12 protein-coding genes are annotated in these 19,110 nt (G+C 27.2%); all 12 read left to right on the top strand.

Going from position 1 to position 19,110, the window contains the following annotated elements; all coding sequences use genetic code 11:
• The first annotated feature begins 74 nt into the window (after positions 1–74).
• Positions 75–986: a hypothetical protein gene (locus tag Q3304_RS08860; RefSeq protein WP_407813437.1), complete on the top strand. Its 912-nt coding sequence runs from the start codon at positions 75–77 to the stop codon at positions 984–986.
• Positions 987–1,054: 68 nt separating this feature from the next.
• A complete protein-coding gene (locus Q3304_RS08855) occupies positions 1,055–5,119 on the top strand; it encodes a C40 family peptidase (RefSeq protein ID WP_407813438.1) in 4,065 nt (1,354 codons plus the stop codon).
• On the top strand, positions 5,120–10,129 hold the full coding sequence (locus Q3304_RS08850; protein ID WP_407813439.1) for a hypothetical protein: 5,010 nt from the start codon (positions 5,120–5,122) through the stop codon (positions 10,127–10,129).
• 107 nt (positions 10,130–10,236) lie between these two features.
• Entirely contained in the window at positions 10,237–12,294 is a 2,058-nt protein-coding gene (locus tag Q3304_RS08845) for a hypothetical protein (RefSeq protein WP_407813440.1), read from the top strand.
• 23 nt (positions 12,295–12,317) lie between these two features.
• Positions 12,318–13,031: a hypothetical protein gene (locus Q3304_RS08840; protein ID WP_407813441.1), complete on the top strand. Its 714-nt coding sequence runs from the start codon at positions 12,318–12,320 to the stop codon at positions 13,029–13,031.
• Positions 13,032–13,046: 15 nt separating this feature from the next.
• Entirely contained in the window at positions 13,047–13,574 is a 528-nt protein-coding gene (locus Q3304_RS08835; protein ID WP_407813442.1) for a hypothetical protein, read from the top strand.
• Positions 13,549–14,016, top strand: a complete 468-nt coding sequence (locus Q3304_RS08830) for a hypothetical protein (RefSeq protein ID WP_407813443.1) — start codon at positions 13,549–13,551, stop codon at positions 14,014–14,016. Before Q3304_RS08835 ends, Q3304_RS08830 begins: the two co-directional genes overlap by 26 nt.
• Positions 14,017–14,280: 264 nt before the next feature.
• A complete protein-coding gene (locus Q3304_RS08825; RefSeq protein WP_407813444.1) occupies positions 14,281–14,946 on the top strand; it encodes a hypothetical protein in 666 nt (221 codons plus the stop codon).
• A 4-nt stretch (positions 14,947–14,950) separates the two neighbouring features.
• Positions 14,951–15,394 (top strand): hypothetical protein, encoded by a 444-nt coding sequence (locus tag Q3304_RS08820; RefSeq protein WP_044211879.1) that lies wholly within the window; start codon positions 14,951–14,953, stop codon positions 15,392–15,394.
• Positions 15,395–15,409: 15 nt separating this feature from the next.
• Complete coding sequence (locus Q3304_RS08815; RefSeq protein ID WP_407813445.1) at positions 15,410–15,934, top strand: hypothetical protein; 525 nt, start codon at positions 15,410–15,412, stop codon at positions 15,932–15,934.
• Positions 15,935–15,955: 21 nt separating this feature from the next.
• A complete protein-coding gene (locus Q3304_RS08810) occupies positions 15,956–17,167 on the top strand; it encodes a hypothetical protein (RefSeq protein ID WP_407813446.1) in 1,212 nt (403 codons plus the stop codon).
• A gap of 27 nt (positions 17,168–17,194) precedes the next feature.
• A complete protein-coding gene (locus tag Q3304_RS08805) occupies positions 17,195–19,099 on the top strand; it encodes a hypothetical protein (protein ID WP_407813447.1) in 1,905 nt (634 codons plus the stop codon).
• The last annotated feature ends 11 nt before the right edge of the window (positions 19,100–19,110 follow it).

Here is a 19,110-nt window from a genome sequence, read left to right as displayed (position 1 = left end):
ATAATTAGCATGGTGTTTTATAACTTTGTATTCCAAGTATAGTCGCTATGCAGAAAATCAAAGAGGTGATTGTAGTGAAAATTAAAAAAAGTTTTATAATATTTGCAATGACATTAATTACTGTTTTCTCTTTAAACAATGTATCATTTGCAGACCCAGTAGGTGTAGATGATAATGTAACAAATGGTACTGGTGGAGTACAACCAAAGACAACAGCCAATGCAGGTGGGACATACACTGCACCCACTAGTTCAGAAGATGGAGTAATTGATATAAAAATACCACAATCAGACCAAAAAGCATTAGGAGAAATTGCTGAGAAAATAAATAGCTCTGAGAAAGGTGGTCAACAACCACTTCAATCTGCTAATCCTGATGTTACTTTAAATGGAACAGCTTTTCAAGTGACTGAAGGTTCTATAAAGTTTAACTCAAAAGAATTTGCTCAAGCAGATAAAAAAAGTTCAAAGCAAAACTTAAGTGTATTTGTTGATGAGTTAAAAAACTCACAAGTATCAGATGAAACTCAGCAATATATTTTTGATTTAATAAGACAACAAAACACAAGTGCTAGTGTAATGCTTATTCCTATGATAATGGATAGCACTAAAGCAGATACTTACACTGCAATGAGAGTTATGTCACCTTTATCTGAATTTATAAGAGTCCTTTTAGGAATGGGTGCAATAACTGTCGTATTTACTCTAGTAATTACAACAATTATAGATTTACTTTATCTTTCTTTCCCATATGGAAGAAACAGTGGCCAAAAACCTTCAGCAGTCTCTTTAGAAGCTTACTCAGCTCTAAAAGAATGTGAATCTTCTATAACATCATCTGGAAACTTCAAAAGTCAGCATTTGATATATGCTAAGCGAAAAGCTTTTTCTTTTATAATAGTATCATTTTGCTTAGTATATTTAGTTGCTGGAGAATTAAGTGGTGTTGTAGCATGGTTCTTGAGTCTAGCAAGTGGATTATTATAAAATCATTTTTTATAAGGGAGAAGGATAGGTTTTTTAATTCCTTCTCTTTTTACAAGGAGGAATAGTTGGTGAATTTTAAAAAGCTTATACAAAAATGTATATCTTATTTATTAATACTTTTAATAACAGTTTCCTCTAGTAGTATATTATTTTTGTCTTTCCCTAAAAAAAGCTTTGCTGATAATAACTTAGCTGATAAGTTTGTTCAACTATCATTAGCACAAAAGGGAAAACCCTATAGATGGGGGGCAAAAGGGCCAAATGCATTTGACTGTTCAGGTCTTATTTACTACTGCTTAAAAACAATAGGATTTAAAGATGATTATGTAACATCTTCAGCAGTTTTCAATGGAAGAGTTAGTTGGATGACAAAAATAGATTTATCTGAAGCAAGAGCAGGTGATATTTTATCTAATAGTGGTCATGTAATGATATATTTAGGTAATTATCAATATATTCATGCCCCTCAAACAGGTGACGTAGTAAAAATATCAAAATTAAATTCTAATGGGATACGAGGAAAAGAAAAAGTGAGAGTTTATAGGATAAACGGTCTAGGTAATCCATCAAACAACTCTATGGGTGAAAGTACTAATAATAGCAATACTGTAACAGGCAAAGTATCTTTTTTAGATTGGTTTGAAAATTCATCAGAAGTTAACAAGATATTACCTCGGGATGAATATGCAAAAAATACAAAAGATAATAGCTTTATTGTAGCAGATGTTAAAACTGGTAAAACATTTAAATGTATTCGAACTGGAGGTACAAATCACTCTGATACTGAAACTGTGACACAAAAAGATACAGATATTTTAAGAAGTATTTGGGGAAGTTTAGATAGCTGGGAACGTAGACCAGTAATAATTTATAGTAAAGGTAAAATGTTTGGAGCATCAATGGCTGGTGCTTTCCATGCAGGATTAGAAAGTGAGCCAGCTAGAGTACATACTAATAAAGCTAGGTCAAATGGATTTGGACCAGGCATAAATTATGATTCTGTAAAAGGAAATGGTGCAGATGGACATTTTGATATACATTTCATTGGCTCTAGAACACATACAACAAACTCATTAAATGCAGCTCATCAGGATACTGTTAGAAAATTAAAAGAAGAATATGATGGTAAGTCATATACTATTAATTTAGATAATGAGACTGGTGGTTCTTCAAGCAATAGTAATTTCAATGGTGATACAACAATAGCCGATGCAATGCCAGATGTAAATTATCCTGACACATCAAAAATGGATGGGGGTACAGCGCATGTAAAGCCACAGAATTGTGAACCTCCAGATGGTTCTTATTATTTTGATGAAGATGGATGTATGGTTTTAAAAACCAAATGGAATAGAAAGCCTGGTCTCTTCGAAAAAATATTGAAAGGTAAACAAAATGCTGTAATTACTGAATTTGAGCAATTAGAAAAAGATAAATTTGGTGAAAGTGAAGTCAGTGGTGATTTAGCAAAAACGGTTAATTTATGGGACTATGATTTAGATAAATTATATACAAATAATGAATCAATTGCCTTTTATATGAGTGATGGCTCCACTCAGTTTAGAATGTATATTCCTAGAGGTGTGGATGATAGTGGAAATAGTATAAATAAAGAAATAATTGATATGACCATATTAGCAATCCAAGCTTATAAAATGGTTGTATTACAAGCTATATCAGGTGGTGCAATAAAAACTGGATATAATTTATTTACATTCTATTCAAATAAACAAATCCCTCTGAAAGATATTATAGATGTAAAACATACAAAAGATGGCATAAGACCTCTTAAATCTAATGGTTTACTTAGATATTCTTTAGATTATTTCTACCACCCACTCTTAGGTAAAATGGATGCTAAGAATGTACCTAAAACAGATGATGAGTGGAGGGAAAAAGAAAAAGAAATTGATTTAATCTATAGTGAAGCTGGAAAATTAAAATTCGATTTAGACCCAGATTTTAAAGCCTTTATGGATAAAGCTTCTGCTGAAGGCAAAACATCAATGGATATAAAAGGAGTCCCTGTTAAAGATACAGATGGAGTAGAATCATACAAGCTTCCTTTTTCAAATGCTAGAGTTAAACCTTTAAATCGAGTAACCACTTTAATGAGAGTTATTGTTCCTTATAAATTTGAAAAGAAAGAAAATAGTGATAAATATAAGATAAATTCGACACTAGGATATGAATTAAAAGATGATGTTAAACTTTTTATAACTCATGCTCAAGTATTTTTAAAAGATGGTGAGGATGATTATCAAAATAAAGCTAGTTTTAGAACTTTTGGGATAGATGATGATGGTTTAGCCTTTTACAATTACAAATTAGATGGGAAAGTAGTAGGAGCAATAGTCCCAACAGTTTTTAATGAGGTTGTATATAACACTGAAGATAATAAACCATATTTCACAGGAAGACAAATAAGATTTGATAACAACTATGTAGATAATTTGGAATTCAAAAACAGTAATTTAGAATTATTGTCAGCTGACCATATTGGTGCAGGTAAAACTCAGTTAAACTTAAATGAGATAGCATTTAATGAAGGTTCTAATTATATAGTTCCAGAGGACCATACTGGTGTTGATTTAAATACAGATAGTTTTTATTTACAAACAGATTTTGATACACGAACAGAAGGTAAACCAAATGAAACAACAGAGGAAGAAATCCAATCAGCAGAAGAATCTAGTGAAGATAAAAAGAATCAAGAAGATGAAGATAATAATACTTCTAATAAAGAAGAAAATGGTCCTGAAGCGAATGATGATAAACAAGATGGAGATTCTGAGGATAGTTCAGATAATGAAGAAAAATTGAGTAAAGCATATGTAAATGAAGAGATAGAAGATATATTTAAAGTTGGTTCAAGAAGTTCAATTCCTTCTATACTCCCTAAAGTTTATGCAGATAATGAAAATGATAGTGTAGAAAAAGATGAATCAGCATTATCAAAGGTTAAAAATTTTGTATTTAGAAAATCTAAAAATACAGTTAATATTGAAAATGCTAATAAGGATTGGGGACATGGGATAACAGAATCTCAATTATCTACACAAACTAGAAAACAGATTAAAGGACATGAAAAACTTATAATACAACTATCAAATGTATATAAAGTTAATCCAGCTCTTATGGTAGCTATAATGATACAAGAATGTGGAGGTTCTCCAACAGCTACACATAAAAATAATCCTTTTTCAAATGGGAATAGAGCCTTTTCTACAATGGAAAAAGGTATAAATAGAGGAATATTTAATGTGTCTTACAATCACATAGCAAAACATAATCCAACTACAATAGAAGAATTAGGAAAGAATTATTGTACTGAGGGCACTGCTGGTTGGATAAAAGGTGTAAAAAATATATTTAAAAAAATAACAGGAAGAGATTTTAAAGCTTCTGATATGGGCTCTGGAGTAGAAGCTAAGTCAGATGAATACATTGATGAATCTAAGCTTCCTGATTACAATGAAAAACCAATAACAAATACAAATGATGATTCTAGTGATATTCCTGCAGGCGATACAGGTATTACAAAAAATGATGAACAACTTTATAGTGGATTTTCAATATATAGAAATAATTCAACAAATGACAATACACAATTACTAAGTTGGTTGCGTTCACCAACAGCTCGTGCATTGGCAAATGCTTCAGCTGAAGAAGCTACAGAATATATAACTGGAGAGTTTGAGATGAAAAATAATACTATCTCATTCAAAGACTGGGAAAGAATGAATGAAATTAGTTCTGAGCTTAAAATTAAAAATAGCAATAACAATAGTTTAATCTATGCAATGAGACTAATAACAATGGGATTTGGAATTCTAATGATGGCTTATGCAGTTTTCTTAGTTCTAGGATATTTCATTGATACACATAACTTTGGTGTTAAGTTCTTAATTGTTAGTATACTCACTTTTGGAAGATTACATCCTATATCTCAATGTATGAAAGATGAATATATTTCTTCTGAAAATGGGAAAAAATATGTTACTTTAACAGATATATTGAAAATAGCTTTTTTAACATTGTTAGCAGGTTCTTTTTTCATATTAGGCTCACCAGTGATAGAGTTTCTTGCTTCTATATATATAAAAATTAATTCTTGGTTAGGAGGATTCTAGGTGAAAAATAAAAGAAATCAAATATCATATAAAAAATATATGAGCATGTTTATAATAACAATTATGTTATTTTCTGTTTTTTCACCTATAGTATTAGCTGAACCTGTACAAGATACAGGTTCAACTGACACTAATGGTGCAGGAACACAGACAGAAAGTGGTGATAATGCTACAGCTATGGGTACTAGTATGATATCTTTCTTTAGAAATGAACGAAATGGTTTAAATACTGGTGGAATTGCAAAAGAAGAATATCTAGTATATGGAGCTTATTTATCAAATTATTTCATTCCTGGAAAAACTATTGTAAGTGATTTTAAAAGAAACGACTTAGCTGACAAATTGAGTAAAAGACATTTTGATGGAAATGATAAAAGTTCTACTTTTCTAGAGTTGAATACAAAACTATATGATGCTGTTGTATCTAAAGATAATGGTCTTGGAGGTACAAAGGGTATATTGAAATGTAACAATAATGAAATAGATGGGATTGCTTTTTTAACAGCTATGGCCAATGAACAAAAAATAACATGTAATGGTAAAACAGTTATAGATTTTAGTACAAAAGGCTATAAAGGAATGATGCAAATACTGACTGGTGTTGTTCCCTCTGTTGTTTTAGGAGAAAAAGGGTTAAGGTCCTGTAAAAAACTTTTTATGGATGGTATAGGAAATGTTTGGGGAAGTTATTCAGATGTAAGTATGGATAAATATATGCTTATAATCCCTGCTTGTCTTAACCCCTCAGCATTTAGTAATGGTGCTAATAAGATACCTTTAAATAATGTATTCGCAATGGGAGCACTAATAAATGTAGATGACAATAATATAATAAATGGTAGCGATAGTAAACTTTTACCATATTTTAATTTAAAGAGTCGCTTAAAAGGAGATGATGCACGTAACATGCTTAGTATCTATGGTATGTTATCTCCAAGTGATTTTTTAGGGTCAACAGATAGAATTATAAAAGGTGGAAATTCATTAAATGATGCATCTATTATAAGTAATATTAAAAAGATATTAAATGCAAAAGAAATAAATGGTTCATATTCAAGTGGTAAGTTTAAAGTAATATTATCTTTAGATTTTGATAAATATAGTTCATTAAGTAAGGATATCGAAAAAATATTTCCTAAAGATAAAAATAATCGTAGTAAGTTAACTCATTTTTTAGGTGATGCTATAGTGGCTGGTAAAGGTGAAATAACAGATAACATGTATTACTTTGTTGATTCTGCATCTAAGGGTAATAACTCTTTATTAGGAAATCAAAATGCAGGTAATTTTAAATCTAATGGTGAGGATACAGAAGCTTTACTTCAAAATTTAGTTTCAAAAGATGGTTTATTTACTGCAGAAGAGAAGGGAAAGCAAGAGTTTTACACAGGAGGTACAATTAATAGTAAATTTCTAAACTTTCTTAAAGATTTTTATAGCGATAAAAATTCTCAGAAAAGTAAAGCTAAAAGCTATATATCTGGAAAAGCTTCAGATGATTCTTTAAATCGCTTAGTTTCTTTCTTTAATACAGGAACATTTAACCATGCTAGTCAAAAGCAAGTAAATGATACATTATCCTCTCTATCAAATAAAGGTTTAATGTTTCATATGTTATTACCAGGCAACAAGATGAATTTAGTAGATAAAGGTCTATTTCAAGGAAGTGTTCCTGCTATATGTGGGATGACTTATATGGATACTATTTTAAGAGATATGACATACTTATCAAATGGAAAGTGGACTGTGGAGAGCATAGTAGGAAAAGATGATAATACTTACAAACCATTCATAATGAGAAACAAAGGGATACTAATGCAAGGAAAAGATTATGGAGGACTAGATGGTGTTAAAACAAATGACATAAATAAAATCGCAACATTATTATATACAAGTTTGGCTTATAAAGTTGTTTCTATATCAAAAGATGTGAGACGCTGGATGAGTTATGATACTAAAGCTGGTGCAAGTATAAATTTAGCAACTGGTTCATCAACAAAGATAGCTACAAATATAGCAGATGGAAACAACTTTTGGTCTGGAATATATTGGGGATATATGGTTAATATTTTAGGCATACAAATAAAAGATGGTAAATTAGTCCCAACAAGTAGTGGAAGTGGTTTATTATTACCACTAGATGTAGCAACTACAGGAACTTTAGATTTAAATACTATAGATAATAATGGTGTAAATAAATCACAAGATAAAAGCTTAGAGGATATGCAAAAAGATATAATAAGTAAAATTTATGGATTATTACAGCCAGAATCAAATGAATATAGAAACTCTCTATTAAAATCTTCAATAGATGGATACATATTATCAACACATAAATCAATAACAGGCTCCTGGTTAGGAAATTCTTTTATTGTTGGGAAAGATATAACAAGTAGTTATAGCTCTTCAGTAGGATATGTGAACTTACCTTCACTTCTTGATTTACCATTTACGTCTTGGGTTATCAAAGATTATGGAATGTTATATCTATGTTCTTTATTAGTTATATTGATTATGTTAATTCTATCTGTAATAACTAATATAAGAACCATAAAAGACTCTGTTATAATGTTCTTTTTATTAGCTGTTGTTTTAATGCTTCCTCAATCATTAATTGTAAATATGGTTGATATAACAAATAGTGCTAGTGATAGTATATTTTCAAAGAAATTTAATTATTGGGCAATAACACAAAATGAACAATTGCTTCAAACAAATAAATCAAAAGCTACAACAATAGAGGACACTAGACTCGAAAAGATAAATGCAGCTGGGCAAGGTAATAATAACATAAACAGTTCTTCAAATGAAGCTACAGTAACTTTGAAGTGGATGTCACCAAAAAAAGAAGATGTGTTTAAACAAATATTTTCAGAAGACATAGTTTCAAGTGGTTTAGAAAAAAACATGAGTATATTTAGATTTTTATTTAGTAATGTTTTTAATCAAGAGGAATATGTAAATACAGATGATTTTGTAAATTATTTGTATAGACCATATAGTGCAATAATAGCAGATGCAAAATCTTCTTATGACAGTTTAGTTAGTAATGATTCTGAAAAAGATAAAGTTAGTGGAGACATTGGAAACTATTGTTCTTACATTTCAAATTTACCTTCATATCGATTTAAAGTAATAAGAAGTGGAATAGATTCAAAACAAGACAACTCAGATAAAGTAGGTGTGTATAAATATGATGGAACTCCTACTGGATACAATACTGGTGATAATGAAGGTGATGATAAAAAAGATAGTGTTTTAGAAATTAGTAATGACAATTATCGTTATTGGGGATTAGCAAATAGTAGTATAACAAGTGCTATTTTTAGAGAAACTTATGATTTGGAAACAGCAGGATTAACAAGTTATTCTCAAGATGATTATTCTAATGCTTTTTTACTTTTAACAGAAAGCCCTTACTATTATTTCTATAATGTATTACGAAGTCGTTATGAAGTCATGGATGGTGGCTTTAAATCTGCATTATTAACAAAAAATGTATTCAAATCTCTTGATACACAAACTTCAGCAGATACACAAATTAGAGATTTCTTAGATTTAGAGGGATTGTTTACTTATGTAATTCCATATCTAAGACAATCTAATGAATATGTTTATAACTGGACAAATATTTATGGAAGAAAAATAAATAAATATAATTTTGAAAATGGTGTCTCTGGAGCAGATTATTCAGAACAATTTGAAGAAGCTAAAAAACAAAAAACAGCAATGGAAAGTGTATGGAAAATGTATACTCCGTGGGTTGACCAACTTTATACACTAAAAGTAAAGGATTACAATGTTGGTAGAGGATTTGGTTTAAATAGAGGTAATTTGGTGGAAGATACACTAAATCCAAGTTCGTATAATTCAGAAACAAGACCAATGGTTTTCTCAAAAGCAGATATGAATATAAATTCTCTTTCAGAAAATAGCTTAACTGATGTTGAGTACAGAATTCAGAAAGTCTTAGAAGATACTTACGAAGATTTTATGTATCTTATAAACTATTATGATTTTAGTGATGAAACACTTATAAATATTGCAGCTATGATGGCAACATTTAATTTTAATAGTTCTTTTTCCAATAACAAGATTTTGGGAAGTGGAACAAAGTTATATCCCCAAAATTTTGAACTTAAAAACTTTAACTATGATGCGTTCCAAAGGCTTATGTTGGCCAACGCAACAGGTGAACCTATAAAAAATGAAAATGATTTATATGAAAGAATATTAGCCAAAACATCTATTTTTACAGGATTTTTTATAATAGTTAAAGATATATTTGGAGTATTTTTGATTCCAACAATAAAAATATTAATATTGATGTCATTATTTTTACTGATGATGGTAATAAGCTTCTCTACATCAATCGCACCTTTAAATAAAATTCTAGAAAAGACATTTAACCAGATATTACTTCCAGTTATAATTTTTACAACTAGCTCTATTGCATTTTCATGGACAATCGCCATGCTCATGGGAGAAGGATTTACATCATACATTGGAAGCAAAATGCCTTTTTCTGGTATAACTGACCCAACGATATTATTAATTGTAGCAATATTCATAGATTGTTTATATATGTTTTTCCTTTTTAAATTACTAAAACATATATGTGAATCTCTAAAAAGGAGTAGTATGTCTATTTTACTAAATGTAATATCTATGGGTACTTCTATGGTAAAAAATATAGGGCATAGTGCAGCTAATTTAGGAAAATCATTTTTAGGTGAAAGTAATAGCAGTTTTAGAAATGGAGCTAATGATGTAGTTGAAAATAAACAAACAACAAATAATACTTATATAAACACAACAAATGTAATACCTAGTGAGAAAAAAGATTTAGATAATAAAAATATTATAAAAAGTAATATAGGCATAAGTTCTTCAGATAAAACATCTAAAGATTCAAAGAGTGAAAGAGAAGAAAAACTTATTAAAAAAATAAATGAATTAAGTGAAAATAATGGAAATGGAAAAGAAGATAGCACAGACAAAAATAATTAAAATAAAAGCGAAGATATTAAAACTTGTAAAAAAATAATACTGTTAAAGACTATTATATTTTGTTAAATGTAATAGTCTTTTTATTTTTTCACTTGGAGGGGATAAATGTGTTTACATTCTTTTATAAACTATTTGCTTTTTTTCATAAATCATCAACTAAAAAAAGTCAAGAAAAGCAGTCTATTGAAAATAAATTAAATACATATAGCAATAAGAAGAAAAAAAAGGGAAAATTATTAACTTTAATTATGATATTAATAGACCAGCTATCCTTTATAACAATTTTTCTTTCATCAATAATAATTACAATTTCTGTAGTACTACTATTAGGAATATTTATGTGTTTTATGTCTTTTATATCAATTTTCAATACAGATGATATTACAGAAAATAAAACCAATACATCCAATACTGTTACAAATAATAATTCTAGTACTACACTAAGTTGGACTGAAGAAGAATTCGCACAATATAGTGCTAATTTAAGTGATTATGAAAAAAATATATATAGATTAGGGATTTATTATAATAATGCACTTAAAGGTTATGATGGAACTCCTATATATAGTGATTCAGAACAAAGTCTTGTACATTTATTTAACTTAGGAGTGTTAAGTACTGAAAATGGTATGCAATTTTTTAAAGGAAATAAACAATATGATATTTCAAAGATACCTTCAGATATTCCATATAATTCTGCTGGGTATGGTTATCTAGGTTTATCTCGTAAAGAATCGCTCACTCCTATGGGTGGTAGAATCCCTGCTGCTAGTAAAACAGCTATTAGAAATAAATATAAACCTACTAAATCTTTTAGTGCTGAAAGTCAATATAGCCCATATGGTGCTTTAGCATTAAGCACTATTTGGAAAGAAAAACAAAAAACTTATGCAGATAGAACCGTTGATAAGGTTACTAAAGTAGTTGAAAGTTGGGGAATAATTGAAAATAAAGAATATATGATTAATTTTATAAAGAATTGTCTTATTAATGCACAATTTCATGGTGCATATTTAAAAGACCATCCAGCTTATGCAAACTTTATATGTGCAATGTATTGTGCTACTTCAGATAATGATTCAGAAAGGAGTTTTGATAAATGGACTATAGAAGGTGGTTATGATGAAAGTAGTTTACGAAAATCAATACTTGGAACAAGTAAACATGGTTCTGTTAGAAGCTTATCAAATCCTAGCCAATTTCAAAAAAGTTTAGGTGGTTCTAAGCTTATTTTAAATGGAACTCAGCTTAAAGAACCTTTGTGGACATTTTTATGGAACAAATTTAGTGATAAACAAGGCATGAAAGATGCTTGGAATGGATGTAAGAATTTAAAAGTTGCAGACCAGGTTCTAAATTTTCATTATGGTTTAAATTCATATTTACAAGCTGCAAGGATGCAAAATAATTTAGCAAAAAAAATGGGAATTCAAGAAAATAATAATTCTAATGCACCAAATGTAAGTGTAGGAAATTTCAAAGAAACTAGTGGTAAAGGTCAAGCTATAGTTGATGGCAAGACTACAGAAGCTTTATTATCATCTTATAGTGGTAGCAATAAATCATACATAATGAACACATTAAAACCACACTGGGGTTCTTCCTCATTTCTTCAAAAAAAAGGAAGTGCCTATTCAGGAAAATATCAGGATGTTAAATTTGGAGTTCCCTTTTTTGGACAAGGTAACAAATTTGGTGAAAGTTATGGTAACTCTCAATGGTATCCAGGTGGAGCAACATATAATCGCTCTGGTTGCATGATATATTCTTGTGCTTATACAGTAAGTGCTTTAACAGGTAGATTAGTAAATCCACCTGAGATGGGAGCTATAATGATTATGAAAAATGGTCTCGTAAGTGCAGGTATATCTATGAGTAATATGCCTAATGTATTTAATAGCTTAGGTCTTAATAGTAAATATTATGAGGATAATAATTGGATAAATCATATTAATGAGGCAGTTGATAAAGGGGGAATTGCTATAATACGTTTAACTAAACCATATGCAGCAGGCTCTGAGCATTTTGTTGCTATTACTGGCAGACAAGGCGATAAATATAATATGTATTCTTCTACACACATTGACCACAGTATGCAACTACAGTCAAAAGCTTCTTTATTAAAAGCTAAAAAATCAAATAGAATGTTATGTGTATGGAAATAAATTTTTATAATTTGGAGGGAAAAATGAAGAAAAATCTTAATACACTTAAAGCACTTGTATTTATATCAGTATCAGTATTATTTATCTCTTTATATAACAATATTCATAAGGACACAGAAAATAATTTATTAAATAGTTCTTTAGAGATTGGAAATATTATCAAAGATTTTTATAATGGTGAAGATACTTTAAATCAATTAGTAAATAATCCATCTATTGATTTGAAAGTACTAGATAAGATAAATAACTATAATCTAAAATTAAAAACTTTAAATAATAAGGAATTAAATTTAACTGAATATTATAATACAGTCTTTAAAGAATCTGATATAGAAGAATCAGAAGGAACACCTGTAATAGATGATATAGTGGAAGAACAAACAGAAAGTTATCCATCAGAACCTCAAATAGATAATGATAAAAACATTTATACTACTGCAAATGGGCAAAATTTTATAAAAATAAATGATATAGACATTTTGGATGATTCATATGCTACTTTAGCATACAAAAACAAATGGTTAGTTATTCCAATAAATCAAATACCTTTAACTTATGATAGGATTATTGATAGTTCTAATTATAAATATAAATTAAAAACATATGAAAACAATAAAAAAGATAAATCTATAAAAATAATATATGTTTCAAAATTAGATATAGACAATAAATTAATAATTGAGGTATTTTATAAAAATAAAAATTTAACTGATATTAAGATATTAGATAATCTATAGTGGAGGGGATATATTTTGAAAAAATATGTAAATATTGTACTGCATGTGATAATATTGACATCAATTATAATGGTGTTTTCAAAATTAAAGACTAGTGATAGCTATGAAGATAAAAGTATTAAAATAAACGAAATAAATTCAAGTGAAACTATAAAAGACTATGAGATGTCAAAATTGAAAAGCAAAAAAATAGAAAATATTCTTTTAAATATAATTGCTACTCAAAAAGAAGACACTAAGTTAAAAGAAGTAAATGGTGTTTCTAATAGTATGGCCAATAAATTAAATCTAAAGCTAATTAACTTAGGAAAAGATATCGAGAATTATTTAGAAGATACAAAGTATGAAGATGAAAACAGAATAAAAAAAAGTAGAATGGAATTACTTAGAGAATATAGTGAAGTACACTATTTTTTAGATAGTGATAATGGTAAATTGTCACAAACTTTTATATTTTGGCTTCCTGATGGAATTATATCGCAAGTAGAATTAACATGGTTGGGAGGAAAATGTATTGATGAAAAAATTTTTAGTGGTATTTAGCATTTTAATTTTACTTTTTTCAGTTATAATTACTATTCATACGGAAAATAAAAAAGTATTTGTATTGTCTAAAGATTCCATTGCATTAAATGAATTCAATAATGCTAAAAATATTGCTGTTAATTGTGTAGATTTATATAAATTAGTAAATAAAAATGAATTTAATAATATTAAAGCTAAACTATATGATACTTTTAGTACTACTTTACAAAATGAATATTTTAAAAAAGATTTAGATAGCGAAATAACATCAGTAAAAAAAATAAAAATACTAAATATTGTTGGAGAAAAATATGATGAAAAAGAATTTATAAAAAATAATTCAAAAAAATATTTCTTTAAAATAGATGTTGAATTAATTAGAAATAATCAAATTATAAATAAATGTATGTTAGTAACAATAGAAAAAAATAAAGTTACTGATATTCAGTCTATAAAATAAAAAAAGAGTAGTTTGGATAATTTATCCACTACTCTTTTTTTAATTTTTTCAAAAAAATAAAAACCATTTTTTATTTATATATATAGCAATATTTTTAAGGGGTGATTAAAAATAAAAAATAATTAATTGGTGGTGATTAATATTGAAAACATAAAAATACCATTTCCTATATGTCTAAAAATAAAATATAGGAAAAATTTTTAGTTCAGAAATAATAATTGAAATATAAATTTATACAAAATGGAAAATGGGGGAGGATTTATTATGATTAATTGTATGGAGGGTAAAATAGTTAAACAAAAATATAATGCTAAATTTTTCTATGATAATTACAGCAATACTTATCCTGCAATTTTTAATAAATATATTAAAAAAGTGCAAGGCGACTTTAGATATTTTATAACTTGTAAAAAAAGATTACCAGAATTTGAGGATGATATATATTATAGTAATTTAAATATTTCATTATTGATAGAACAGTTTAAAAATGAAGATTATCTATCAGTTACTATAAAAGATTTAAGAAAACATGATTGGACTAGTCCTTCAATGTATGAAATATTAGAAAATGCAACACTAAATTCCAAAGAGAAAAAAGTATTTGAGGTATTTGAAAATAAAACTAGAGTATATAGATTAAAAAAATATAATGGAGAAATTATACAAACTAATTGGGAATCAAAGCAACTTGGTTCGATTTTAATTAATAAAACAAAGATAAAAATATCTTATGAGGACTATAAGATATGTTGCAACCTAAATACTCATGAATTGAATGTCTATAGAAATGAATTTATTCAATATGATGATAAATGCAAGGATATTATATTTAAGTTATATAGAGAATTAGAACTAGAAAACAAAAACGATTTTTATAGAGATATTCTAAATACAATAAAAAAATATTTTGGTCAGAATAGTGAGGTTTAATAATTTGTACAAACTTAACAAATTAAAAATAACAATTATTTTCTTCTTTTTATTGATGTTAACTGGTTGTAATAAGACTATTTCTTTAGATGTAGCACAAAGTAGAGTAGATAATTATAATAAATTAGTTCTTGATACTATGAAGTCTTATAAAGAGGCTTATCATTATGCAAAAGAAAAAAAAGATATTATAAAGGATATATATGAAGATGATGGAATCGCTAGAAATGAAAAATACAAATTAAACAGGATGACAGAAGAACAAAAAAATGCATTTAAAATAAGAAATTCAGTTGCTTTTGATAAATACTTTACATCACTAGGTATGGCTGGCATTAAAGAAATTTTAATTATTAATGGTAGTGAAGATTACATAATGACAATTGTATTGTATTGGAATGTTGGAAGTTTATTAGGGATAGAAAGAAATATATATATAAATAATTAATTGGAGGATATTTATTTGAAAAACTTTAAAATTTTCTCAAAGTTTAATAAAAAAGAAGTAACCAGTATAAAGCTTAGGCCTAAAAAGAAAAGTTTTTTTATTAGATTACTTACAATAATAATTATTATAATATCATTTTTAAGTGTTCTTAATATAACCTTTTTAAATAAAAGAATTAATTCTATTTATAACAAAAGAATCACAACATTAGATAGAAAAGAAACTACAAAGCTTTGGGTTATAGAAGATATACGTTCATTTCTATTAATAAAAGATGAAAATAGTTATATAAAGGCTAAAAAAGATTCTCATTTTACAGATGATTTGAAGTATAAAATATTTGGAACACAATATGATGAGTCAAAATTCTATGCTGCTGAAGAAGTAAGTATACAAGAAGCTGAATATACACTAGAATCTAGTGCTAAAGATGAAATATATTGTATTAAAGCCATTTCAAAAAAAGAAGATAAAAAACATATACACAAATATTTAGTATTTGTTTCAAATAACTACATATATGATATAAAAGTTATTTGATTTTAAAAGGAGTGCTATAAAATGAGACCTGAAAAAAATAGTGATGTAGTTAAAATTCCACTTACATTTGATTTTAAATCAAAAGGATTTGGTGATTCTAGTGGAAAAATTATAATAATCATTTTGATATTAATATTTTGGGGAATAACTTCTCTAATTGCATTGTTTAAGCTATCTTTAATGTTAAAAATATTATATCCATTATTATCATTTATAGTTTTTCTAAATATTATTAGATTTCTTGTTTTGAGAGAATTATATTTTAGAAAAAAAAGAAAAGAATTATTAGATAATCAATATTTATTTAAACATACTGTGTTTTGGAATATTTGTGATATAAGCGATACTTATCCATATGTAGCACAATTCGCTAACAATTTAAGAGGAATATTTGTTCTATTCAAAAACTCCGAAATTGTAAGTAAAGGCGAAGATGGTATGTTTGAACATCATGAGGCTCTTGGAGAAAGTTATAGAGAACTATCAAGAAGAAATATATTTTTTAGTCATATAGACTATATGGATTCAGTTGGAAAAGATGATAGAATGAATAATCATTTTTCTAAATTAGATAAAATTGAAAACCAAGATTTAAAAGAATTATTAACAATAATTTTTGATAATATGCAATATGAAATGAAGAATTACTATGCATGTTATGATGCATATTGTTTTTATTTTAAAGGAAGAGCTGATTTGTTTTTTGATGATTTGAAAGTAATTCTAGATAAAATGCTTCTTGCGAATTATGAGGAATATACCATATTAGATAAAAATGGGATTTCAGATTTAGCAAAGAAAACATTTAACATTGATGAATTTTCTGCTACCAACACAATTAATGAAATATTTAAATCAGTTATAGAAACTAATTTTATAACTGTAATATGGACAGAAAATAATGGTATTAGAACAAGAATAAGTCAAACTTCTGAAGAACTCAAAGAGCTTAAAAGAACGTCTATGGAAGAATATAAAGCGCAAAAATTATTAAAGAAAAAAACTAAGAAATTCAAAAGAAATAAAAAATTAAAATTATTTATCAATAAACTTCTCAGAAAGCCAATTAATCTTAAGGAAAATAATGAAAAAATTATTTTGTTTGATGATGATGAAACAGAGAACGATGCTCGTGTTAAATTAGATACTGATATATTAAAAAGAGATGATGATAACATTATTGTAGGAAATGATGATGATGATATTATCATTGAAGAAGATGATGATATATAAATAAATATTTAAGAAGGGTGAGAAAATTTGAAAATTGTTATATTAGGTAAAAAAACTGCTAATAAAATAAAAAATGTACTCGAAAAAACTCAAGATGGGACTAGCATAACTGTATATTCAAACATAAATGACTTTGTAACAGATTATAATTTGCGAAAAAAAAATGCTGCTGAAATAGATAGATTCATAGTTTTACAAGATACTTTCAATGAAATAAAAGAAGAAGAATTAGATTCTTTACTCAATACATTTAATAATTACTTATGTAAATATCATCCTTCATCTAAAGTGATTAGTCTTATAAAGAACGCTTCCATTTTAGATCATATTACTAATAGATTATTTTCACCAACAATGCTTCACATACACATAAAAGAAGCTATTAACTATAATGACATTATTAATATCGCTACATTAAATATAAATGTACTTAGTAAAAAATATGAGAATACTCTTGAGAGTTTTTCTTCAGATAAAGATATTTTAGAAGAAGATGTAAGTTCTACTATTAAAGAGCCAGACTCTCACACAGTAGAAATGAAAAATAACAATGAATATCCTAAGAAAAAATTATTTGGTCTATTTGGAAGAAATTCTAAAAACAAAAAAAATATATCTAAAGTTAACACCACTTTAAGCCCCATTGGCCAAATAACTGATTTAGAAAAAATACCTACTGAAAATAATGTGGCTATAGTGGAAAAGAACTCAGATGTACTTAATAAAAATGAATTTGAGCAAGAAAACATTCCATTACCAAGTGTTTCTAACGAAGATGATATTCAAATTGAATCGATTGAGCAAACAATATCTAAAAATAATTTAGTTGAAGATTTAATCATTAAATCAGATAGTTTAAAAAGTGACTCTAGTGTAGAAGAAGCTTGTGAAGTGGAAACTGAAGTTGATAATATGCACTATGAGTTCAAAGAAAATATACAAATTGATAATGTAGATAAAGCATTAGAAGAATTAAATGAATTTGCTATCAATGCAAGAAATGCTGGTAACATTATTGATGTAGCGATTGATAATAAAAGTATTAATAACTCCAATATAAATAATATCGAAAATAATCTGGAAGAGGTAGACACCTTATCAGATGACTTAGGAGATATAAGTTCTATGGTAGAAAAGTTTGAGGAGGCTAAGAAACCTAAAATCATAGAAAAAAAAGAAATTATAGAAAAAATAATTACTGTTAAAGGGAGAAATATTTCTAATGATGGGATAAGAATTATTGTTGTTACAGGTGATAGGAGAAGCCATATAACAACAACTGCTTTGAAATTAGCAAAGTATTTTAGTGAAACTAGCCAGGTGTTATATGTAGATTTTGACATAAAAAATAAAGGCCTATTATCACATTTAGGTTTATATGATTTATTATGTAGTGACCCAGTTGTACAGCAAGGTGTAAAAAATCTTAAAAAATCTATGAATTTAACTAAATTAACATATAAGACAAAGTTTGGATTTGATAGTTTACTATCAGCATATGATGTTGATGTAACTGAAGAAGATATATCTAGAGTTCAATCAATTTTAACCATACAAAAATATTATAAAACATTAATAATTGATTGTCCTATATCTTATATTAAAAATCTTAAGGAAATATTATTTCAATCAGAAGTATTAATTTGTTGTGACAATAATGATAGTGGAAGAATAAATACTTTAATATCCTTAAGCTCTCTAAATTCATCACCAGTTGCCTCCTCTATATATAGAGGGAAGTATATTATATCAAATGGAACTAACTCTGAATTCTCAAGACATATGAATTATTTAAGGGAAATATTTTGTTTAGCTGATGAAAGTGTAGCATATGATGAAGATAATTTAAGCATTTCAACATCCTATGACTGGTCATCACTAGAATTTATAAATATAGCAGATAGCATAAATCCATTAATAGAAACTCTATAACATTTATAACA

Source organism: Clostridioides sp. GD02377 (genome assembly GCF_045899875.1).
Lineage (GTDB): Bacteria > Bacillota > Clostridia > Peptostreptococcales > Peptostreptococcaceae > Clostridioides > Clostridioides difficile_A.
This window is presented reverse-complemented; position numbering and strand designations above follow the sequence as displayed.

Excerpts from the sequence above, each read along its gene's own strand:
- Q3304_RS08840 (WP_407813441.1), top strand. The coding sequence starts at position 12,318 with ATGAAGAAAAATCTTAATACACTTAAAGCACTTGTATTTATATCAGTA.
- Q3304_RS08830 (WP_407813443.1), top strand. The coding sequence starts at position 13,549 with ATGAAAAAATTTTTAGTGGTATTTAGCATTTTAATTTTACTTTTTTCA.
- Q3304_RS08825 (WP_407813444.1), top strand. The coding sequence starts at position 14,281 with ATGATTAATTGTATGGAGGGTAAAATAGTTAAACAAAAATATAATGCT.
- Q3304_RS08810 (WP_407813446.1), top strand. The coding sequence starts at position 15,956 with ATGAGACCTGAAAAAAATAGTGATGTAGTTAAAATTCCACTTACATTT.